This window comes from Viridibacillus arenosi (genome assembly GCF_001955655.1).
GTDB lineage: Bacteria > Bacillota > Bacilli > Bacillales_A > Planococcaceae > Viridibacillus > Viridibacillus arenosi.
Genome location: NZ_MSPW01000001.1, coordinates 453,299 through 476,071 on the forward strand (window position 1 = coordinate 453,299; position 22,773 = coordinate 476,071).

The following is a 22,773-nucleotide window of genomic DNA, read 5'->3' on the forward strand; positions in this document are numbered from 1 at the left end:
CCTTTTAATTACCGGTACAATTTATTTTTAAACAAATTCTTTCTTCTACTAAACTACCCCTTAGTTTAAGCACATTTCTTCACAATCTTTATAGTGATTTTAACATAAATATCCAACAAAAAAATCACCTCTAAGAAAAACATAGAGGTGATCAATATCATTTTTGTATAAATCAAAATTAAAACCTTTGAGTATACTTAATCTCACTATGAGTAGGTTTCCCATTCTGTCAGCTAATCTCCTGTTTTCCGAACCCTGTTGGAGATGATCAACTGGTTTTAATTGTCCATCACTTACAAAGTATAATGCATCTTCATATAGATTAACTTCAGCAATCATATCATCTCGAAATTGTTTTTCTCCCAATCGCTACACCTCTAAATTTATTTTTATTTTTATTGAATCTTTCTGAAACTTGTCCCGTATCTTTTTGGATCCAATTACTATTGGTACTGCAATTGGTACTACTTTAATTACTAGTTTCGCCACTAAGGGAGGTAGCGAACCTATTAAAACACTAATCGATATTTGGTATCTTGCTTTTGGAAGATTACAATTATTTTCAGACCAAAAACGTGCAAAGCATGAAGCATTTTTAGAATCTTATATAAATGAATTAGTACAAGAAATATCCGCTATTCTTGAAGAAAATTTAATTGAACCGCCTTTAAGTATTGTGGGCCCTGCTTTAGAAGCTTCACAGTATTATTTCGAGGAAGATAGTCTAAGAAGTATGTTTGCTAAATTAGTTTCCTCTTCAATAGATAGCAGTAAATCAAATTACGCTCATCATTCATTCGTGGAAATAATAAAGAATTTATCATCATTGGATGCGCAAAATATGTCGCTTTTCAAAACAGAAGAATTTCGTCCACTACCTCAAGATTATTCACCGAAGAATCCTGAAGCTACAGCTATTATAAAACCTGGAATAATTCAAATCACCCATTTTGGGATTAATTTCCTTACAACTTGTTTAAAATTTATTTAGAATATCGATGGGTTTTTTTATAATATTTATTGAATTAAAAACTTATCGTCACTTTTTTCTAATTCTAAGCGCATTTTATCTAACAATAATTTTGCGATAACTATGGCTGTAATAGTTGAAATGATTACACTAACTATTACAGTAATCCAATTAATTTCATCCATCATGGCACAAGCTCCTTACCCTGGATATTTAACCGTCCAGCTACTTCAATGGCATAAAATCTGTTGCCTTATCTCTACAAAGCCCTGTATGGCTCATGATTGTGTTTAAATGTGATTCAAATTGTTGGTCGAGTGCTGCCGTATAACCAAAACGTTTAATGATGCCAATAACTATTGCAATATGATTTACTACTTTTTCAATCTCGCTCATCTTCCAATACCTCCAATCCAATTAGACGCTGTGTCCATTCAGCTATTTTCAACGATAATTTTGCAAATTGTTCATTCGATAACTGTCCGTTTTCAAACTTGCGTTCCATACTTGTGAAATATTCATCTTGTTGGGCAATAATAAATTCGTGCTCTTCATATGTCATATGCTACACTCCTAATAGATTGAATCGTTTAGTTAATTCACATCTATTTTCTCCAATTGACGTTTAGTAATTCCTTTTGTAGCGAGAAGTATTAACACTTAAATGACCACATTTACTTAACTGCGTTTCTCACTCATTCTCCAATCCCTCCAATATGTTTATAAGATCCATACGCAACTGACATGAAGACGGAACAAAGGTGTATACTTCTCTTTACTGAAGTGCCGGCTGTTGGATAGGACGTTTTTATTATATTATCCTTAGTAACTACAGTAGTCATACTTGAGATACCATGTTTCTTAGGGTTAGGTTAAATAAAGGAGCGAATTACGATGCAAATCAAATTTAAAATTGAAGATGAGGTTTCAATATTAAAAGGTAATAATTATGCAGTTTATTTAGATAGTTACTTAGAAGTTTTCCACTATGATGAAAAAAAGGAAACCTTACTCTTTTCAACAACTATGCATAGTACGATTTTGATTGAATTTAGTAGTGTACTAATAAGACTATATCAGACAGAAAAAAAACAAACTCTCGATCCATTTGGTAATGCATCTGTTTATAGTTTCACAAAGAGTGGAAGAAATTTATATATTATCAATTTTGATGAATTATCGAATGACATTGAATGGGAGTATAAATATGACCTAATTGAATTCATTCAATCTTATACAAAAGAGCTAAAACACTATCTTGATAGTATGGTAGCGGTTGAAAGTGACGTACAAAAGAACTCAAGCTATAAACTATTAGAAGAAAAGTATATATTATTAAAAAACTTTGTTAATTGATATATAGAAAAATCTAAGTAATTCATCATTTGGCAGATACTAGTATTTTTGTATCTGCCATTTGTTTTGCTAAATTTTCAAATTATCATTAGACAAAAATCAACTATCAAATGTGGAACGAATTACACTTTTTCTACATATTCCTTCTTTGCTGTGATGTACATACCGCTCTTTGTCTTTAAACGATACGCATTACCAGTCTTAACAATATCGACAATTGTATACTTCTCATTTACTTTTAAAGCCTGTACCTTTTTTGATTTACCGAATACTACTCCGTCATATGCGGTACATGGTTTTTTAATGCTGTACAAACCTTTTCCTTTCTTATAGTATTCTTCAGTGTTGTTTGGCTTACTTACAGGCTTAGAAGCTTTTGCGGTTGTTATTTCTTTCTTTTTGTATCCTAACTCATAAAGTTGATAAAAATTTCGCAACGAAAAATCCTGCAGCACATGCAAAAATCACACAAAAGACTGTCAAACGCTTAAAGTTTCTTCAGCCAGAACTTATACCAGATGTTTTAGAATTTCTTTATGAGCGTAGCTTCGGGCTCGGTATTTACTTTGAAGCATTATTTGAAAGTGGTATGCGTAAGGGCGAATGTTCTGGTTTGGAGTTAGATGATATAAATTGGACAGAAAATACCATCCGTATTAACGATTCATATAACTACAATGCTACAAAAGCTGAAAAGAAGATGGATGGCGTAAAAACTTCAGCATCCGAGCGTACGATTGTGATGCGTGAGGAATATATGAAGAAGCTGAAAACGTATGTAAAGTATCGCATGGAGAAACGACAGCTAATAGGAACTCTGTATAATAAGGATAACAATTTTGTATTTGGACGTGACGATGGTACACCCTTCCCTAAATCCACACTATACAATGCTTACAAGTCTGCAATGGAACATATTAATCATGAATTACTACCAATTCATTCTACCAGACATACCCATGCAGTTATGCTGCTAGAAGCTGAAGTCCCAATGAAAGAAGTACAGGAACGTTTAGGTCATGGATCAATCCAAATTACATCAGATATTTATTCTCACGTTACCAGGAAAATGGAAAATAAATCAATTGAGAAATTCGATGAATACATGCAGAAAAAATCAGTGAAATGATATATCGTAAAAATTTCGTGGTAAAAATGTGGTAACTTTTCAAATGTGTTACCACGGGAGTATGAATCGTGGTAAATAAAAAACCCGTTGAAGCTTAGAGCCTCAACGGGTTTAACTATTAATACATTTTCAAGTATTGGTCACGTTCCCATTGGTGAACTTGTGTGCGGAACATATCAAACTCAATTTCTTTTGCTTCACGGAAGTTTTCATAAATATGAGTTCCTAGTGCTTCTTGAATTACTTTATCTTTCGCTAATGCTTGTAGTGCGTCATCAAGGTTTACTGGTAAGTTACCGATACCAGCTTCCTCACGTTCTTCTGCACTCATCACATAGATGTTACGATCTACTGCTGGTGGTGGTGTTAATTGTTGTTCTATACCATTTAACCCTGATTCTAAAATAACAGCCATAGCTAAGTACGGATTAGCAGCTGGGTCAACTGAGCGAACTTCAATACGAGTTGATAAGCCACGAGAAGCTGGAATACGTACTAGTGGTGAGCGATTTTGTCCTGACCAAGCAATGTAGCATGGTGCTTCGTATCCTGGTACTAAACGTTTGTAAGAATTTACTGTAGGGTTTGTTACTGCTGTAAAACCTTCAACATGTTTTAAAACACCAGCCATAAATTGCATAGCTGTTTCAGACAATTGCATTTCAGCTTGTTCATCAAAGAACATGTTTTGTTTTCCGTTAAATAGAGAAACGTTACAGTGCATACCTGAACCACTTAAACCGAAGATTGGTTTTGGCATGAATGTCGCATGTAAGCCGTGTTTACGAGCAATTGTTTTAACAACCAATTTGAATGTTTGGATGTTATCACATGCAGTAATTGCATCAGCGTATTTGAAGTCAATTTCATGTTGTCCTGGAGCAACTTCGTGGTGAGAAGCTTCGATTTCAAATCCCATTTCTTCAAGTTCTAATACGATATCTCGACGACAATTTTCACCAAGGTCTGTTGGCGCTAAGTCGAAGTAGCCACCGTGGTCATTTAATTCTAAAGTAGGTTCGCCTTTTTCATCTAATTTGAATAAGAAGAATTCTGGCTCAGGTCCTAAGTTGAAGCTTGTGAAACCCATTTTTTCCATGCGTCCTAAGATACGACGTAGATTGTTACGTGGGTCACCTGCGAATGGAGTACCATTAGAATTATATACGTCACAGATGAAGCGACATACTGTGCCTTTACCAGTAGTCCATGGGAATACCATGAAAGTACTTAGGTCAGGATATAAGTACATATCTGATTCTTCAATACGAACGAAACCTTCAATAGAAGAACCATCGAACATCATTTTGTTATCTAATGCTTTATCTAATTGACTTACAGGAATTTCAACATTTTTAATCGTCCCTAAAATGTCAGTAAATTGTAAACGGATAAACTTTACTTCTTTTTCAGCTACTAATTTCTTAATATCTTCTTTTGTAAATTTCCCCACTCGATTCACTCTCCATGTAATAAATTTTATATTATACTCAGTTTCTTATTGAAAGAAACGTGATAAATCCCCTTGACGGATAGATGTTTTTTGAAGACGTTGTGCTTGCTGCATCTCTTCTCTTAGAATGCGACGTAAATCTGCATCCGTAATGTCTTTTTTACCTAAATTCGCGATTGCTGGTTCATTTTTTAAAGCAAATACTTTTTTGATACCTGCCATATTAATACCCTGCTCCAACAAGTCTTTAATTTCTAGCAATGAATCGACATCATTTAAGGAGAACATCCGACGATTGCCTTCTGTTCTTGCAGGTTCGATTAAATTATGTTCTTCATAATATCGAATCTGACGAGCCGTTAAGTCTGTCAGTTGCATGACTATACTAATTGGAAGTAATGGCATTGATCTTCGTATTTCACGACTCATATCATTCACCTTCCCCTTTACAATTCAAATAATACATCATGTTAGATTTTCTGTCAATACCATGTTATATAAGTTAACACGAACTATTATATAAAGAAAAAAGCTTAGAGCCGTCTGGTTTTCAAAGCTTTTTCATTGTTTTAGTTATGTGTTTTTTCACACTATTTTCAGTAAATTATTTTTTTAATTTTTGTACAGCACTTAAAGCTGCATACTTAACATGTTCATAAGTTAAACCACCTTGAATATACGCAGTGTATGGTGGACGAATTGGTCCATCCGCTGATAGTTCAATGCTTGCACCTTGTACAAATGTTCCAGCTGCCATAATGACATCATCTTCATAACCAGGCATATAGGCTGGTTGAGGTGCAAAATGAGCGTTTATTGGGGAACTCGCTTGAATAGCTTGGCAAAACGCAATCATTTGATCTGCCGTTTTGAATGATACAGATTGGATTAAATCAGTTCTTGATGCCGAATAATGTGGCGAAGTCGTCATGCCAATTGATTCAAGCATTGCAGATGTGAATATCGCACCTTTTAAAGCTTGCGCAACAACATGTGGCGCTAAGAAGAAACCTTGATAAAAGTCTGCTAAAGCATTTAAAGTCGGTCCAGCTTCAGCACCTATTCCTGGGGAAGTCATACGGAATGCACATTGTTCAACTAAATCTGCACGTCCAGCAATGTAGCCACCTATTTTAGCTAAGCCACCACCCGGATTTTTTATCAATGAGCCAGCCATTAAATCTGCTCCAACATCTGTTGGTTCAATTTCTTGAACAAATTCACCGTAACAGTTATCCACGAATATAATAGCTGATGGTTGAATTTCACGAATTGTGTTAATCATGTCAGCGATTTGTTCTACTGTGAAGGAAGGTCGTGATGCGTAGCCTTTTGAACGTTGAATTGCGATTACTTTTGTTTTTTCAGATACTGCTTTTGTTACTGCATCCCAGTTAACATCTTTATCATTCTCTAAGTCAATATGTTGATAGCTAATATTAAAGTCTTTTAATGAACCTGTATCTTTGTCACCACCATCAACAATTGATTGTAACGTGTCGTATGGTTGCCCTGTAATATACATAAGTTCGTCTCCAGGACGCAATACACCAAAGAGGCTTAGAGTAATGGCATGTGTGCCAGATATAATTTGCGGACGAACGATACAAGCTTCTGCACCAAACACTTCTGCATAAACGCGTTCTAAATTGTCGCGTCCCTCATCATCATAGCCATAGCCATTTGATGGGTGTAGATGAAAATCACTTACTTGATGATTACGAAAAGCTGCTAAAACTTTTTGTTGATTGAAGAAAGCCACTTCATCGACGTGATCATGGTACGGTTTAACTTGTGCTTCAATTTCTTTTGCTTTTATTAATAATTCATTACTAATTGTTGTAGAATACGTCATTTTTTCGGCTCCCTTTTTATTTTTCCATTACTATCTTACCAATAACAACTTAAGAGTCAATCACTCAATCAGTAAAACTTGTAATTATCACTATATTTGGTACAATTCAAGGACGTTATGAGAAAGTTGAGGATTTATTATGGCGTGGGATGTATTAAGTATTGTCGGTACAATTGCCTTTGCTGTATCTGGAGCAATTGTGGCAATGGAAGAAGAATATGATTTGTTTGGTGTTTATTTACTCGGGATTGTGACTGCATTTGGTGGTGGAGCCATTCGAAACTCACTAATAGGTGTTCCTGTCTCTGCTCTTTGGGAACAAGATATGATGTTTCAAATTGCACTTATATCTATTACTATCGTTTTTATTTTCCCGCAAAAGTTATTGGAACATTGGCATAAATGGGGCAATTTCTTTGATGCTATCGGCCTATCAGCATTTGCGATTCAAGGAGCACTTTTTGCTGTAAAGTTAGATTTGCCCGTTAGCGCTGCTATTGTAGCTGCGGTATTAACTGGTTCTGGCGGCGGTATTATCCGGGATGTACTAGCCGGTCGTAAGCCTCTTGTTTTACGCGAGGAAGTATATGCCGTTTGGGCAGCAGTTGCCGGTATAGTTGTTGGCCTAGGCATCTTTAAACAAGATTTATGGTTATACATATTATTCGTTAGTATGACCGCTCTTCGTGTATTATCATACATGAAACATTGGCGATTACCCTTTAAATCATTAGGGGGACAAAATTCAGTCAAATAAAAAAGACGAATCAATTTACGATTCGTCTTTTTTATTACCTTAAAATTCCAACTCACCTTCCCAAGCGAGCATGCCACCTTCCATATTCGTAACATCATATCCTAAACCAGACAGATAAGAGCACGCGCTACCGCTACGCCCACCTGCATGACAGATGAAAATATAAGGTTTTGTTTTATCTAATTCATCAATTCTTTCAGGTAGTGAACCAAGTGGTATATGGATAGCCCCTGGGATTATACCATTTGCTACTTCCTCATCTTCACGAACGTCTACTAAGAATAAATCTTCATTTGCGTCAACTTTTTCTAAAAGTTCAGTTGTTGTAATAGTTTTCATCATTATAATCCTCCATTATAAATTAAACATATCAAATATCTCTATAAGTATAGCTAGAAATAAAAAATTCGGCTAGTCTTTATACTAGCCGAATTCATTTTACTCTTCGTTATCTTGTGAGATATTAATGGATTTTGAAGGGGCGAATGTCGAAATGGCATGTTTATAAATCAAATGCTGTTTCCCATCAGATTCCAGTAGTACCGTGAAATTATCATAAGATTTAATAAGACCTTTTAGTTGAAAACCATTTAGCAAAAAAACGGTAACGAAAACCCCATTTTTACGCATTTGATTTAGAAACGCATCTTGTAAGTTAATAGATTTCATGCAAAGCCACTCCCTCTTCTGTTTTAAATAAATCTCCTCAATACCATGTATTCGATTTCATTTACGAAAAACCCTTTATTATTCCAACATTTCTCTGATTATTTTTTCTGTGCCATCCAAACTATCGAACCATTTAACGTCCATTTTATTACGGAAATAAGTTAATTGACGTTTTGCATATCGTCTTGAATTTTGTTTTAACTGCTCTATCGCATTCTCTAGTGATTGTTTACCATCAAAATATGCATAAAGTTCCTTATATCCAATAGCTTGTACCGATTGTACACCTCGAATATCCTTTTGCCAAAGTGCTTCTACTTCAGCTAGCAGTCCTTGTTCCATCATTATATCAACACGCTTATTTATTCTTTCATACAACAGCTCACGGTCCATATTTAATCCAATGATAATATGGTTATAAAGTGGTTTATCACCTTGATTTTGCTCATCAGAAGATTTGGCTACACCACCATGCTGAATCATCTCAAGTGCTCTGATTACTCGACGAGTATTATTTGGATGAATCGTTTCAGCAGTTTTAGGGTCAAGCGCTACTAATTTTGCATGCATTGCCTCAGGTCCAATTTCACTAAGTTCTTTATAATAGGCTTCTCTCGCAGCTTCATCAACTTTTTCATCTGTAAAGCGGTAGTCAAAAAGTACAGCTTGAATATATAGACCAGTGCCGCCAACTATGATTGGGAATTTTCCTTTCGCACGAATAAAGTCTATACGTTCACGCACGAGTTGCTGATATTCAGCAACTGAAAAAGATTCTGAAGGCTCTTTAATACTTAGAAGATGATGTGGTATACCTTCCATTTCTGTTTCTGTTATCTTAGCTGTTCCAATATTCAATTCTTTATAAATCTGCATGGAGTCACCATTTATAATCTCTCCATTTAATCTTTTTGCTAGCTCTATACTTAAAGCAGTTTTGCCTGAAGCTGTAGGACCAACAATGGCGATTACCTCTAAATCTTGTTGTCTCATTCTTTTTCTAACCACCATATGATTTTGTTATAAACCTCTTGTCGATTTACTTCATTTAATATTTCATGTCGTTTTTCTTCAAATAACTGTACGGTAACATTTGTTAAACCACAACTTTGATAACTTTTTGCCACCTTCCAAATACCTTTACTAAAACTACCAACAGGATCATCTGCACCACTTATTAAAAGGATAGGTAAATCTTTTCGAATTCCATTTATTTCCTCTTCCTTCGATAAAGTTAGAATACCACCAGTTAAATCAACATAAAACTGATTAGTCGCTAAAAATCCACAATCTTCATCTGCAATATATTTAGCAACTTCAGTTGAATCAGATGATAACCAATCAAAATCAGTTTGGGTATTTGAAAATGCACGATTGAAATTTCCGAATGACAATTTATCTAATAATGGACTTTCCTTCGTTTTCCCTTGTAATTTAGCAAGACTTTTAGCAAGTACATGGCCAGCTTGATGTGTCACACTTGCAGCACCTGTTCCGCAGAAAATTGCTTTGGATAGAGTATCACTGTAAAGCTCTGTATAACGTCGTGCTATAAACGAACCCATGCTATGACCAAATAAAATAACAGGAGGTAAATGTTGATCAGCCCGAACGAAGTCAAGCACTTCATGTACATCTAACACAACTCGCTCAAAGCCTTGCTGTTCAGCAAAAAAACCTTTAGGTGACTCGTTTACAGACGCTGTTTGCCCATGACCACGATGATCGTGCATAGAAGCAACATAACCATTGCCTATGAGGAATTTTGCAAAATCTTCATATCTTGCACTATGCTCTGCCATACCATGAAGAATGTGAATATGTCCTTTCGGCTCTTCACTAGGGAAATAGACAGTCACCGAAATAAGGTGACCATCTGAGACTTTAACTAAATGTGTATTTTTATTCATAAATTCCCTCTTTAGCAAAATGCGACGCTTCGAATAGAACTTGGTCTAATTCCAAGCGATATTGCTCTTCCTGTGCTGTTGAATAGGACAAGTATTTTTTCATTAATTTTATTACTGCTTCCTTATGATTATAGACACTATCTATATCAAATAATAATCGACTTGAACGGCGAACAAAAAAATCTGTTGGTGTTTGTGCCAATTCGTATTGAATAGCATATAGTAGCTGCGCATGTATAGCAATCGGTAAATCCTCAATTGAATTATTGACTTTCAGCGTATGAATAATGTTGAATATGGCTTGTATATTCGTACCGTATTTAGATACGAGCATATTCGCCTCTTCTTTAGTTAAACCTAATTTCGTTCCTTCATATGTTTTATTTTTTACATAAGGGCCAAAATTTATAGGATTTATACCTTTAGATCCTGAAAGGGACAAATGCTCTGTAACACAAGGTCCAGACTTTTTAAATTGTTTTTTTTCTACTATCTTGTCGACTATATTTTCAGCCATTTTACGATAACCTGTTAATTTCCCACCTGCAATTGTCAACAATCCACTCGGAGATTCCCAAATCTCGTCTTTACGAGAAATTTCTGAAGGATCTTTACCCTCTTTGAAAATAAGTGGACGAACTCCAGCCCAGCTCGATTCTACGTCTTTTTGAGTAATTTGGACATCCGGGAAAATATAGTGAATTGTATCTATTAAATAAGTAATATCTTCATCAGTTGCAACTGGATTTATGGGATTTTCTTCGTAAAATGTATCAGTGGTACCGACATACGTTTTTCCATCTCGAGGTATTGCAAAGACCATACGGCCATCAGGTGTATCAAAGTAAACAGATTGTTGAAGTGGGAAACGAGATTGATCAATCACGATATGTACACCTTTAGTGAGACGTAATTGTTTATTATTACTAATTTGATCTTTTTTACGTACTTCATCTACCCACGGTCCTGTAGCATTTACTACTGAATTCGATTGAATTGTCCAAGTGCGAGATGAAATTTGATCGTGAACGACAACTCCTGTAATTTTCCCGTTTTCATAATTAAATTCTTCTGCTTTTACATAATTTAAGCAAACAGCACCAAGTTCAACAGCTTTCTTAATAACCTCAATCGTTAAACGTGCATCATCAGTGCGGTATTCTACATAATATCCCCCACCCAATAATCCTTCTTTTTTGAGTAAAGGTTCTTTTTGTAAAGTCTCTTTTGCATTTAGCATTTTACGTCGTTCTGATTTGTTAACTTGAGCTAATTTATCATACACTTTTAAGCCTAATGAAGTTGAATAAGGTCCAAATGATCCTCCTTTGTAAAATGGAAGTAGCATCCATTGCGGAGTTGTAATATGTACCCCATTCTCATAAACGATGGCACGTTCCTTTCCAACTTCAGCAACAACACCTACTTGTAGTTGTTTTAAATAACGCAAACCACCATGTACTAGCTTAGTTGAGCGACTAGAAGTACCAGCAGCAAAATCCTGCATATCAATTAGGGCAACAGATAATCCTCTAGAAACAGCATCTAGCGCAATTCCTGCACCTGTAATGCCACCACCAATTACCAACACATCAAAAGAATAAGCATCCAGTGTTTCAATAAAACTTTCACGTTGTGCAGATGAAAACATATTATCTTCCTCCTTTATTTCGTAAAAATCACATAACTCGCTTAAACATTTTTTCAATTTCATACGTTTTAAAATGGACGATTACAGGTCTTCCATGTGGGCATGTAAACGGATTGACCATTTTTTTTAAGTCTTGTATTAAGACTTCCATTTGTTGAGTATTTAAGTAGTGATTTGCTTTAATCGAACGTTTACAGCTCATCATTATAGCTGCGTCTTCACGTAATTTTCGTATATCCGTTTTACGTTCACGTAGCACCTGTTCAATTAATTCTTCAATGATTTCCTCTTCAAAATCTTTTGGGAACCAAGCGGGATGTTCTCTAACTACAAATGAGTTTGTGCCAAATTCCTCAAGAATAACACCTACATCTATTAAATAGGCCATATTTTCTCTTAACACTAATGCTTCATCAGCAGAATAATGGAATGTTAGCGGAAATAGTAGTGTTTGTCGTTCATTTGGATCGACCTCTCCTACTTTTTCTTTGAAAAACTCATATTTAATTCGTTCTTGTGCAGCATGCTGGTCAATTAAATAAAAACCATCCTCACTTTGTGCGACAATATACGTCCCATGAATTTGACCTACAACTTCAAGTTCAGGAAATGGTTCTTTCGTTTCTTGCTCGTCAACTTCTTCTAGTGGCATTTTATAATCTTCATCGTTTTTAGCTTGCTCTGCAGACAATTCTGATTCCGACAAATCGTGTGTACTATTTACTTGTTCCCATGTTGCTTCCTTTACAAAACCTGAATTGGGTGATGAATTTAAATCATCTTGTGGAAATGGTTCTGAATAAAGAGTTGAACCTTCTTCTTGCTTAGTTTTTTCATTAAATTGAGGCATACTCGTGTTATTATAATTCATCGATTTCCAAAAATTAATTTGCTCCCCGGTTTGCGGAACTTTTTTCTTCTTTTCTGCAATTTCAGGTGCTTGCATTGACTGACGAATTACCTTATGCAAAGTTTTTTCAATTAAGTCCATTAATTCTGCTTCTTTGCTTAAACGAATTTGTTGCTTTGACGGATGTACATTAACATCTGTTAAAAATGGATCGCCTTCAATGTTAATAACTGAAATCGGAAAACGACCAATCGGTAAGAATGTATGATATGCATCAATCATTGCTTTTTGTACAGTAAAATGACGCACCCATCGACCATTAACGAAAATAGACATGTAATTTTTAGATGCTCTTGTAATTTCAGGTATTGTTGCAAACCCTGAAATTTTATAATCTAGTGATTCGCCTTCAAATTGCACCATTTTTTTCGCATTGGCAATACCATAAATTGCCGCTAATACTTGGCGTAAATCACCACGTCCATTCGTTTGTAATAATATATGGTCATGGTGACGTAATTTGAATGCGATATCTGGGTAACAAAGAGCCAATCGATTCATCAAATCAATTGTGTGACCTAATTCAGTTTGAATCGTCTTCATGTATTTCAATCGTGCTGGTGTATTATAAAAAAGTTGGGATACCTTCATATCCGTCCCTTTACGTAATGGCGCTGGTTTTTTGTCAATAACATGACCACCTTCCAGTTGCACTTCAATACCCACTTGCCCGTTTGATGTGACCAGGGTAATTTTTGATACTGAAGCGATACTGGCTAATGCCTCTCCGCGAAAACCTAGTGTACGAATACGGAATAAATCATGTTCATTTTCAATCTTACTTGTAGCATGTCGTTGAAAAGATTTCAGTGCATCAGCTTCGTCCATCCCACTACCATTATCAATTACTTGAATGGAAGTTAGTCCGGCTTCTTCTAAAATTACCTCAATCGAGGTGCTTCCTGCATCAATGGCATTTTCGACTAGTTCTTTCACAACAGATGAAGGTCGCTCGACTACTTCACCTGCTGCGATTTTATTGGACAGAAATTCATCCATTATATGAATATGACCCATCTGTTGCACCTCCTACTTTTTTATTAAAGATTGTTGCAATGCGTAAACAAGTTGCAATGCATCCATCGGCGTTGTGCCAGATACATTTACTGATCGAATTTGCTCAAGTACTTCTTGTTCTAATTTAGAAACAGCTAATTGAATTACTTCTTTCGGCTCTTCTTCTGCAAATAGAGAAAGTTGTGCTGATTCGTCCTTCATAATGTCTACTTGTTCATCTTTAACATTAAGTGCTGATTCTGCTTTTGTAACCGTTGCAGCTGAGACTGCATTAGTTGCCTCAAATTCTTCCAATAAAATGCGCGCTCTAGAAATAATTTCAGCCGGTAATTCTGCTAACTCTGCTACATGAATACCGTAACTTTTATCTGCCGGGCCTTTTTTAACTTTGTGTAAAAAGACCACCTTCCCATCTTGTTCCATTGCTGATACATGGACATTTTGCAAGCGATTTAAGTCATTTTCTAAATCCGTTAATTCATGATAATGAGTAGAGAATAATGTATTAGCGCCTATTTTATTGTGGATAAACTCCATCATAGATTGTGCTAATGCCATACCATCATAAGTTGATGTACCACGACCAATTTCATCAAAGAGCAATAAGCTCTTCTCGGTAGCATTTGTAATGGCATGTTGTGATTCCAACATCTCTACCATAAATGTACTTTGTCCTGCTGCTAAATCATCTGCTGCACCAATACGTGTGAAAATTTGATCCGTTATTGGTAATTCCGCTTCATCTGCTGGTACATAGCAGCCCATTTGTGCAAGAATTGTAATAAGCGCCACTTGTCTCATATACGTACTTTTACCAGACATATTCGGTCCTGTAATTAGCATCATATTTCGATCATCAGTCAATATACAATCATTTGGCACATATAATTGCTGATTCATCATTTTCTCGACAACCGGATGACGACCATTAACAATTTTAAGTGAACGACCTTCATGGAAGACCGGTTTTGTGAAACGATACTTTTCCGTAACAGTTGCAAAACCTACGTAGACATCTAATTCACTGATAGCAGAAGCAAGTCCTTGTAATCTCGGGATATATTGCTTTAATTCTTCACGAATTTGAGTAAATAAAGTATATTCGAGCGCCAAACTTTCTTCTTCAGCATTTAGTATGATAGCTTCTTTTTCCTTTAGTTCATCTGTAATGTAACGCTCTGCATTAGCTAGCGTCTGTTTACGTTCATATCTTTCTAAATCAGCTAAATGGATATACGATTTCGTGATTTCGATGTAATATCCAAACACTCGGTTATAACCAATTTTCAAATTCTTAATTCCTGTTTTTTCACGCTCTTGTTGTTCAAGTGCTGCAATCCAGTCTTTACCGTTGCGAGAGGCATAACGAAGCTCGTCTAATTTCGCATTATAGCCACCGCGGATAACATCGCCCTCTTTAATAGAGATTGGTGGGTGATCTGTAATCGCATGACTTAAATAACTTTCTACATCACTACATAAATCAAGTGCTTTCCCTAAATTTTGTAGATTTGCTTTTGAAGAGTTTAGTAGTTGCTCTTGAATGACAGGCACTTGACGTAATGATTCTCTTAATTGGGCTAAATCACGTCCCCCAACACTTCCAAATGCAACACGCCCTGCTAGGCGTTCTAAGTCATACACTTGTTTGAATAATTCCTGTAATTCTGCTCGAACAAAATATTCTTCCAACAAATCTGTAACGATGCTCAAGCGATTTTCAATATGTTGACGGTTTGCTAACGGTTGATGTAACCACTGTTTTAATTTTCGACCACCCATTGCAGTAACAGTTTCGTCTAGTAACCATAATAGTGTTCCTTTTTGGTCCCCACCACGTAGTGATTGAATGAGTTCTAAATTACGTTTTGAGTTTGTATCTATATTTAGATAATTTTTGTTTTCATTGTATTGGAATGGTTGAATATGAGAAAGTGAGCGCATTTGAGTACGTTCAATATAGTGCAGAAGCTTTCGTCCAGCACCATGCAAATTACTTGGTGCCTCTTCTAAATACTGTGTACTTTTAACTTCATCCATTACCTCTTCTTCAATTGATAAGACAATGGATAATGCTTCTGCCTGTTCAGTCAGCTCTGCAAATAATTGCTCTGAAACAACCATTTCTCGAATACCAAATGATTGGAGTTGTTGTAATAAGACCAGACCATCGCCTTCGACATAAGTAACAGTTGCCTCACCAGTTGATAAATCTAAATAACAAAAAGCATATTCTATAGGGTTTATTTGCTCAGCAGCTGCGATGAAGTGATTTGTTTTTCCATCCAACGCTTTGCCTTCCATAATTGTCCCAGGTGTAATCAACCGAACAACTTCACGTTTTACGACACCTTTTGCTTGTTTGACATCTTCTGTTTGTTCACAAACTGCTACTTTAAAACCTTTTTGAACTAGTGTTTCGATATAATTTTTAGCGGAATGATGAGGGACACCACACATGGGAATGCGTTCTTTCATCCCGGCATCTCGGCTCGTTAATGTAATTTCTAGAATTTGAGAAGCTTTTATAGCATCATCAAAGAACATTTCATAAAAATCACCTAATCTAAAAAATAAAAAAGCATCTTGATAATCTGCTTTCACTTGTAGATATTGTTGAATCATTGGTGTATACGTTGTCATTTTAAAACCTCTCTTGTGTAGCTAAATCTTATTTCTATTATAACAAAATAAGTATTGAAATGCGTTTCATACCTTTTAGAGACTTTACTCAAAAAAAAATAAGCCGGCGTCGCCTCCGGCTTTAAAATGTTTAATGAAATGATGAAGATTCAAATGATGGACCTGATGATGAAGAGCTCGATGATGAACTTGATGATGAACTTGACGATGAGCTTGATGATGAGCTTGATGATGAGCTTTCATCTTCGAAATCCCACTCTTCTTCAAAATCTAATGGATGTACTGAGATACAAATTGTTGTCTCACCTACAACTTCTGCAAGCAATTCCCGCTCAATTGTGACTTGGAATTGCTCACCGCAAGGCGTAATAATAGCTTCTGTACAGTTCGGGTGTTGAATCACCTTGACATGAACCTCTTCTTTACCAGTTGTTTCGTTATCTCTATAATGTAGTTTGATACGGTCTCTATACAGTACCGTCTCAGAGTATACTGCTGTTTTTGAATGATTATGATAAGCGTACCAAACATTGACATCAAATTTGCCTGATACTTCTACAAAATTACCATGTTTTTTCGCTGTATGCGTATGGTTGATTACCCAGCACCCTAATATACTTGATGGTTGATTCGGTGGTCTTAAATTTTCACATACTTCTGTTCTTTTTTTACCCTTCGCGACGACCGCCTTTGTGACAATTTGACGCAACTGTTTCAGTGCGATTCCTCCTTTGCTTCTCTTAATTTCATCTTATGCGCCATGTGCCTATTGGGTGATTAGATTAATTTTTAAAAATAAAAAAACTACTGAATAGCCGTTCTTTCTTTGGCTACACAGTAGTCTGTAATTTTTCCGGTACTTTGAATGCTAAACATATAGGGTGACCGTAATATACGTTAATTGCGGAATTAATGTTATATCCGCATCTAATACCTTCTGTTTATAAATTCCAGGGTAAAAATCAATTAGATTTTATCCTATTTCATCAGTAGCGACTACATTAAACGCTCATTAGTAACCGGTAAGGCATTGAAATAGGATACATAGTACGCATTATCAAACTTAGTCCAACTGCTTCGTATGACCCATCGTAATAATTATCTTTAATTTCTTTGGCCATCCGCGTTTATTTTCACTGTACTTAATGTAGAAAATTCGCCACAAAGCCTAATTCACTTACTTAAACTTCCCATCATCCTGTTCTAGACAAGAACCATTCCATACCAAGTAAGTTAAATGAGGAAAGATAATTCGCTTCTCCAACATTGCTTTCAGTTTTATGCTATGAATCTTCTATTCCAAAATAAAGAAAACCCTTATAAAAATCGTTATTTTTTATAAGGGTTTTCGATTATTATATTAAGAACAGCTACCTGGTTTTGAATTTTGTACTTTTGACCCTGTTTCACCACGTAACACGTCGCCACCAGTTGATTCAACAATTTCATCTGTCACACTATTCGCAATTGTGTTTGATACTAATTGCAATAGATCATTTACATCGCCCTGAGATTGTTTAAATTCTTCAACGATTGGTAAAGAATTAATTTCTTCTTCAATTTTCGCAATTTTATCTTCAATTAAACGAAGTGCTTTTTCTTTACCATAATGTTGGAAGTTTACTGCTTGTTTTTGTAAACTTTTTAGACTAGCGATTTTTTCACGTACCATTTGGTTTTCATTAATTTGTGCTTCTGCACGTTTGAAGAAATCTACTTCTTCCGTGTTAGCTACCATATGGGCAATTTCCATTGCTTTTGCGATGATTTGATCTTTAGTATATATTTCTGCCATTATAATTCCACCTTTTGGTCCGTTACAACTTCGATAAAATCCCCTTGTAATGACCAAGTTTTTGCTTCAGTAACTTGTACTTTAACAATTTGACCAATTACTTCTTTAGGAGCTACAAAGTTTACGAGTTTATTTTTTCTTGTATAACCTGCTAATACATTCGGGTTACGTTTACTTTCCCCTTCTACTAACACTTCAACGATTTGACCGTCATATTGTTTAATTGCTTCTCCACATAGTTGGTTCACTACGTCATTTAAACGTTGTAGACGTTCTTTTTTCACTTCCATTGGTACATTATCCTGCATTTTCGCTGCAGGCGTACCTTCACGTGGTGAATAAATGTAGGTGAATGCCATTTCGAAGCCAACTTCTTTATATAAAGATAGCGTTTCTTCAAATTGCTCGTCTGTTTCATTTGGAAATCCGACGATAATATCAGTTGTTAACGCCACATCTGGAATTGCTTTTCTAATTTTGCGCACAAGTTCTAGATAGCTTTCGCGCGTATATTTACGAGCCATAATCTTCAACATATCACTTGAACCTGATTGCACTGGTAAATGAATGTGCTCAACTAAGTTTCCTTTTTTCGCTAATACTTCGATTAAATAATCATCAAAATCACGTGGGTGACTTGTTGTAAAACGAATACGAGGAATATCAATTGTACGTAATTCATTCATTAAATCGCCAAGACCATACTTTAGATCCTCAAAGTCTTTTCCGTAAGCGTTTACGTTTTGACCAAGTAATGTCACTTCTTTATAGCCTTGTGCAGCTAGTTGGCGTACTTCTTGAATAATATCATCTGGTCGTCGACTACGTTCTTTTCCGCGTGTATAAGGTACGATACAATATGTACAGAATTTATCACAGCCGTACATGATATTAACCCAAGCCTTTGTATTCCCTTTGCGAACTTTCGGAAGGTTTTCAATAACGTCCCCTTCTTTAGACCACACTTCGATAACCATTTCTTTCGACATATAAGCTTCGTTTAAAATGTCTGGTAAACGATGAATATTATGCGTCCCAAAAATCATATCAACTTGGTCATATGTTTTCAAGATTTTCTTAACTACTGCCTCTTCTTGCGACATACAGCCACATACACCAATTAATAAATCAGGATTTTTTTGCTTTAACGGTTTAAAGTGACCAAGTTCACCAAATACTTTGTTCTCAGCATTTTCGCGAATGGCACAAGTATTCATTAAGATGACATTCGCATCATCAACGTTATTTGTTGCTTCATAACCAAGTTGTAGGAAAATACCAGCCATTACTTCTGTATCGTGTTCATTCATTTGGCAACCGTACGTACGAATGTAGAATTTACGACCATGTCCCATACCCATGTATTTTTCGTCAATCGCGAAGTCTTTATGGTATTGAACTTCTTCCTTACCACGTTTCTTTGCATCTTTTAGAGATGGCGCTGTATATACAGATTGAAAATATTTACTATAGTCCTTCTCGGATTTTTTGTCCGATGGATCTGGATGTTTCACTTGTTGACTAGCAAGTCGTTGTTCTTCGTTCATCAGTAAACTCCTTCCGCTCGTATTCGCACACTCGAATACCCATTTTCTTATTATACTTAATGGAGTATGGTTCCTACAAGAAAAGAACGTTAATTGTCGGTGTTTCGACATATAGCTTGTTTTGTGGGGCGAGGCCGTGTGCTATGTGGAGTCTACTTGGACTTACTTTGGTGCTGTTTGTGCTCTATAGCGCTACTCATGCCTTCATTGGCGTTACTCACTCTCTCTTTAGCGCTACTCACAACCTCTTTAGCGCTACTTACTATCTCTTTGGCGCTACTCACTCTCTTTGGCGCTACTCACTCTCTTTGGCGCTACTCACAACCTCTTTAGCGCTACTTACTATCTCTTTAGCGCTACTCACAACCTCTTTAGCGCTACTCACTCTCTTTTTCAACAATAAAAAAACTAATTCTCTAGTCAGTTAAACGACTCGAGAATTAGTCTCTACATTATTTATTACATAAATTCCTTCATTAGCTCTTGAAGATCTTTTTCTTCAATCATCATATCCTGCTGGTTAAGGGGTTCTTCACTATATCCATTTACTAAGTTTTGATACGAAGGTGTTTCCTCGTCTTGATAAATGATACCTGTTACTAGACCTTCATGCTCCATTACAGTCGCCATAGCTTGGGCACGGTTTGTTGAATCGTAGCCTTCAATGCTCGATAGTTTTGTAATGTTTTCTTTGAACCAGTCATAAGTGTTGATTTTATTATACGTTACACAAGGGCTGAATACATTAATAAATGCGAAGCCGTTGTGATTCATACCTGCTTCAATGATTGCAGTTAGCTCTTTTAAATCTGTCGAAAAACTTTGTGCTACGAATGTTGCGCCAGCAGATAATGCTACTTCTAATGGTTTTAATGACGGTTCGATTGCGCCACCTGGTGTTGATTTTGTGACAAAACCAGCAGCTGAGCGTGGTGATGTTTGTCCTTTAGTTAAACCATAGATTTGATTATCCATGACGATGTACGTGATATCAACGTTACGACGGATTGAGTGAATTGTATGACCCATACCGATTGCGAAACCGTCACCGTCACCGCCAGAAGCGATTACTTTTAAATCACGGTTAGCCATTTTCAACCCTTGTGCAATTGGTAATGCACGTCCGTGAATACCGTGTAAACCATATGAATTAATGTATCCTGAGATACGACCTGAACAGCCAATTCCTGAAACAACTGCTAGTTCATGCGGTTGGATTTCTAGGTTTGCTGCAGCACGTTGGATTGCAGCTTGCACTGAAAAGTCACCACACCCAGGACACCAGTTAGGTTTAACATTATTTCGAAAGTCCTTAAATGTTACCATCTGTTAGCAACTCCTTCACGCGGCCTAACAATTCTTTTGGCAAGAATGGTGTGCCATCATATTTCACTAAGCTAATAATTTTATCGTGTGCGCCAATATTCATTTTCATTACATTAGCTAATTGACCAGTGGCATTATTCTCAACGACAATTACTTTTTTCGCATTGTCGATCAATTCTTTCATTTCCTCTGCTGGGAATGGGTGAATTAGTCGAATATGTGCGTGGTTTGTTTTGATGCCTTCTTCGTTTAACATCGGTTGAATTTCTTCTATTGCACCTTTAGTCGAGTTAAAGCCAACTAATAGTACATCCGCTTCCTCGTGTGGTGTGTTTTTAAATACAGGCATATTAAAGTTTACGTGATTTAATTTACGGAAACGTTTATCCATTTGCGCTTTACGGTTGCCTGCTGCTTCAGATGGTTTACCTGTCTCATCATGTTCAACACCTGTAACGTGGTGAATACCGTGTTTTTGACCAGGCACGACACGAGTTGACACGCCATCTTCTGTTACTTCATAGCGTTTAAAATATGCTTTATCCTCTGCTTCAGGTAATTCACCAAGTTCTAGCTTACCTCGACGAATTTCGATTTTAGAGTAATCAAATGGTTCAACAGTTTGTTTACCAAGTGATAATTGAAGATCAGATAATAATATAACCGGTATTTGTAATTCTTCCGCAATGTTAAACGCTTGAATTGTATCGTAGAATGCCTCTTCACCAGTACTTGGTGCGATAACAACTTTCGGAATTTCACCATGTGTTCCGTATAGCATTGCCATTAAATCAGATTGTTCTTGTTTTGTTGGTAGGCCTGTTGATGGGCCACCTCGTTGTGTATCTACTATAACAAGTGGTTGTTCTGTCATACCAGAAAGGCCAATTGCTTCCATCATTAATGATAAGCCTGGACCTGCAGATGCTGTAAATGAACGAACGCCACCATAATTTGCGCCGATTGCCATTGTTGCAGCCGCGATCTCATCTTCTGTTTGGATAACAGTACCACCGAATTTAGGCAATTTTTTGATTAAATATTCCATTATTTCTGAAGCTGGAGTGATCGGATATGCTGCCATAATACGAGAGCCTGCAGCTAATGCACCTAGTGCAATAGCTTCATTACCGATCATAAATAGACGGTGTTTACCATCAGCTGGTTCTAATTCGAATTTACCAATATTATCACCAAGCATACCGTTCATTAGTTCGTGTCCTTGTGCGATGGCTGTCATATTTTTTTGGACAACTGTTTCACCTTTACGACCGAAGATTTCATCAACGACACTTTGGAAAACTTCATCTTCTAGATTTAATAATGCAGCAGTTGCACCGATCGCCACCATGTTTTTCATTAAAGTAGTCCCTAATTCAGCGGCTACTTCAGTGAATGGTACAATATAAAGTGTTGCAGGACAATCTTCTGGTTTTACTGGTTTAAATTTAGCGTCTGCTAAAATAACACCTTCTGATGTTAATTCTTTATAATTGACATCGATTGTTTCTTGGTCAAATGCAACCAATATATCTAAATCATCTGGAATCGTGTGTACGACAGATGTGCGTACGTTAATTTTATTGTTCGTATGGCCACCTTTAATACGGGAAGAGAAGTGACGGTATCCATATAAATGGTATCCAAGACGGTTCATAGCCGTAGAGAAAATTTCCCCCGTACTCTCAATACCTTCCCCTTGTTGCCCACCGACTTTCCATGAAAGCTGATGTAACATTTATAACATCTCCTTAATTACAGGTTTTTAGCTTTTTATCCTTCATC

24 protein-coding genes are annotated in these 22,773 nt (G+C 36.3%); 4 read left to right on the forward strand and 20 right to left on the reverse strand.

Annotated features, from left to right (window positions below):
• Window positions 1-99 precede the first annotated feature (99 nt).
• A complete protein-coding gene (locus BK137_RS02215) occupies window positions 100-366 on the reverse strand; it encodes a hypothetical protein (RefSeq protein WP_038184382.1) in 267 nt (88 codons plus the stop codon).
• Window positions 367-430: 64 nt separating this feature from the next.
• Between BK137_RS02215 and BK137_RS02220 the strand changes: the two genes are divergently transcribed.
• The gene (locus tag BK137_RS02220; protein ID WP_162148711.1) at window positions 431-991 is read left to right on the forward strand and encodes an Abi-alpha family protein; all 561 of its coding nucleotides are present in this window, start codon (window positions 431-433) and stop codon (window positions 989-991) included.
• 26 nt (window positions 992-1,017) lie between these two features.
• Here BK137_RS02220 and BK137_RS22175 read toward each other — a convergent pair whose 3' ends face one another.
• The 3 genes from BK137_RS22175 to BK137_RS02225 are packed head-to-tail and all read right to left on the reverse strand — an operon-like array spanning window position 1,018 to window position 1,532.
• On the reverse strand, window positions 1,018-1,158 hold the full coding sequence (locus BK137_RS22175) for a hypothetical protein (protein ID WP_155981181.1): 141 nt from the start codon (window positions 1,156-1,158) through the stop codon (window positions 1,018-1,020).
• A 37-nt stretch (window positions 1,159-1,195) separates the two neighbouring features.
• Window positions 1,196-1,366 (reverse strand): hypothetical protein, encoded by a 171-nt coding sequence (locus BK137_RS22180; RefSeq protein WP_155981180.1) that lies wholly within the window; start codon window positions 1,364-1,366, stop codon window positions 1,196-1,198.
• Complete coding sequence (locus BK137_RS02225; RefSeq protein ID WP_038184378.1) at window positions 1,353-1,532, reverse strand: hypothetical protein; 180 nt, start codon at window positions 1,530-1,532, stop codon at window positions 1,353-1,355. Before BK137_RS02225 ends, BK137_RS22180 begins: the two co-directional genes overlap by 14 nt.
• Window positions 1,533-1,864: 332 nt before the next feature.
• Between BK137_RS02225 and BK137_RS02230 the strand changes: the two genes are divergently transcribed.
• Window positions 1,865-2,326: a hypothetical protein gene (locus tag BK137_RS02230; protein WP_038184376.1), complete on the forward strand. Its 462-nt coding sequence runs from the start codon at window positions 1,865-1,867 to the stop codon at window positions 2,324-2,326.
• A 122-nt stretch (window positions 2,327-2,448) separates the two neighbouring features.
• Here BK137_RS02230 and BK137_RS22785 read toward each other — a convergent pair whose 3' ends face one another.
• A complete protein-coding gene (locus BK137_RS22785; protein WP_268746465.1) occupies window positions 2,449-2,781 on the reverse strand; it encodes a DUF5776 domain-containing protein in 333 nt (110 codons plus the stop codon).
• On the opposite strand from BK137_RS22785, the gene BK137_RS02240 reads away from it, so the two are divergent.
• Window positions 2,709-3,455: a tyrosine-type recombinase/integrase gene (locus BK137_RS02240; RefSeq protein WP_051448686.1), complete on the forward strand. Its 747-nt coding sequence runs from the start codon at window positions 2,709-2,711 to the stop codon at window positions 3,453-3,455. The two genes, BK137_RS22785 and BK137_RS02240, sit on opposite strands and share 73 nt — an antisense overlap.
• 118 nt (window positions 3,456-3,573) lie before the next feature.
• Here the strand turns inward: BK137_RS02240 and glnA are convergent, their stop codons facing one another.
• The 3 genes from glnA to BK137_RS02255 all read right to left on the reverse strand — a co-directional run bounded on the left by glnA (window position 3,574) and on the right by BK137_RS02255 (window position 6,763).
• Window positions 3,574-4,908: a type I glutamate--ammonia ligase gene (glnA, locus tag BK137_RS02245; protein ID WP_038184368.1), complete on the reverse strand. Its 1,335-nt coding sequence runs from the start codon at window positions 4,906-4,908 to the stop codon at window positions 3,574-3,576.
• Between the two features lie 45 nt (window positions 4,909-4,953).
• Window positions 4,954-5,337 carry a MerR family transcriptional regulator gene (locus BK137_RS02250; protein WP_038184365.1) on the reverse strand — a complete coding sequence of 128 codons (384 nt, stop codon included), beginning with the start codon at window positions 5,335-5,337 and terminating at the stop codon, window positions 4,954-4,956.
• A gap of 175 nt (window positions 5,338-5,512) precedes the next feature.
• Complete coding sequence (locus BK137_RS02255) at window positions 5,513-6,763, reverse strand: methionine gamma-lyase family protein (RefSeq protein WP_038184362.1); 1,251 nt, start codon at window positions 6,761-6,763, stop codon at window positions 5,513-5,515.
• A gap of 139 nt (window positions 6,764-6,902) precedes the next feature.
• On the opposite strand from BK137_RS02255, the gene BK137_RS02260 reads away from it, so the two are divergent.
• The gene (locus tag BK137_RS02260) at window positions 6,903-7,520 is read left to right on the forward strand and encodes a trimeric intracellular cation channel family protein (protein WP_038184358.1); all 618 of its coding nucleotides are present in this window, start codon (window positions 6,903-6,905) and stop codon (window positions 7,518-7,520) included.
• A gap of 39 nt (window positions 7,521-7,559) precedes the next feature.
• On the opposite strand, the gene BK137_RS02265 is transcribed toward BK137_RS02260, so the two are convergent.
• The 12 genes from BK137_RS02265 to BK137_RS02320 all read right to left on the reverse strand — a co-directional run bounded on the left by BK137_RS02265 (window position 7,560) and on the right by BK137_RS02320 (window position 22,726).
• A complete protein-coding gene (locus BK137_RS02265; protein WP_038184461.1) occupies window positions 7,560-7,859 on the reverse strand; it encodes a rhodanese-like domain-containing protein in 300 nt (99 codons plus the stop codon).
• Between the two features lie 99 nt (window positions 7,860-7,958).
• On the reverse strand, window positions 7,959-8,189 hold the full coding sequence (gene hfq, locus BK137_RS02270; protein ID WP_038184348.1) for an RNA chaperone Hfq: 231 nt from the start codon (window positions 8,187-8,189) through the stop codon (window positions 7,959-7,961).
• A 78-nt stretch (window positions 8,190-8,267) separates the two neighbouring features.
• On the reverse strand, window positions 8,268-9,182 hold the full coding sequence (gene miaA / locus BK137_RS02275; protein WP_081730073.1) for a tRNA (adenosine(37)-N6)-dimethylallyltransferase MiaA: 915 nt from the start codon (window positions 9,180-9,182) through the stop codon (window positions 8,268-8,270).
• Window positions 9,179-10,099 carry an alpha/beta fold hydrolase gene (locus tag BK137_RS02280; protein ID WP_038184343.1) on the reverse strand — a complete coding sequence of 307 codons (921 nt, stop codon included), beginning with the start codon at window positions 10,097-10,099 and terminating at the stop codon, window positions 9,179-9,181. The genes miaA and BK137_RS02280 overlap by 4 nt, the downstream gene beginning before the upstream one ends.
• Entirely contained in the window at window positions 10,092-11,750 is a 1,659-nt protein-coding gene (locus tag BK137_RS02285) for a glycerol-3-phosphate dehydrogenase/oxidase (RefSeq protein WP_038184340.1), read from the reverse strand. Before BK137_RS02285 ends, BK137_RS02280 begins: the two co-directional genes overlap by 8 nt.
• Before the next feature lie 28 nt (window positions 11,751-11,778).
• Window positions 11,779-13,677, reverse strand: a complete 1,899-nt coding sequence (gene mutL, locus BK137_RS02290; protein WP_038184330.1) for a DNA mismatch repair endonuclease MutL — start codon at window positions 13,675-13,677, stop codon at window positions 11,779-11,781.
• Window positions 13,678-13,689: 12 nt separating this feature from the next.
• Entirely contained in the window at window positions 13,690-16,320 is a 2,631-nt protein-coding gene (gene mutS / locus BK137_RS02295; protein ID WP_038184327.1) for a DNA mismatch repair protein MutS, read from the reverse strand.
• Between the two features lie 130 nt (window positions 16,321-16,450).
• On the reverse strand, window positions 16,451-17,038 hold the full coding sequence (gene cotE, locus BK137_RS02300; RefSeq protein ID WP_038184325.1) for an outer spore coat protein CotE: 588 nt from the start codon (window positions 17,036-17,038) through the stop codon (window positions 16,451-16,453).
• Between the two features lie 642 nt (window positions 17,039-17,680).
• Entirely contained in the window at window positions 17,681-18,115 is a 435-nt protein-coding gene (locus tag BK137_RS02305; RefSeq protein WP_038184323.1) for a YlbF/YmcA family competence regulator, read from the reverse strand.
• Window positions 18,115-19,662, reverse strand: coding sequence for a tRNA (N6-isopentenyl adenosine(37)-C2)-methylthiotransferase MiaB (miaB, locus tag BK137_RS02310; RefSeq protein WP_038184321.1), 1,548 nt, complete (start codon window positions 19,660-19,662; stop codon window positions 18,115-18,117). The genes BK137_RS02305 and miaB overlap by 1 nt, the downstream gene beginning before the upstream one ends.
• Window positions 19,663-20,121: 459 nt before the next feature.
• Window positions 20,122-20,988, reverse strand: a complete 867-nt coding sequence (locus BK137_RS02315; protein ID WP_038184318.1) for a 2-oxoacid:ferredoxin oxidoreductase subunit beta — start codon at window positions 20,986-20,988, stop codon at window positions 20,122-20,124.
• Window positions 20,975-22,726, reverse strand: a complete 1,752-nt coding sequence (locus BK137_RS02320; protein WP_038184316.1) for a 2-oxoacid:acceptor oxidoreductase subunit alpha — start codon at window positions 22,724-22,726, stop codon at window positions 20,975-20,977. The genes BK137_RS02315 and BK137_RS02320 overlap by 14 nt, the downstream gene beginning before the upstream one ends.
• Window positions 22,727-22,773: the final 47 nt, after the last annotated feature.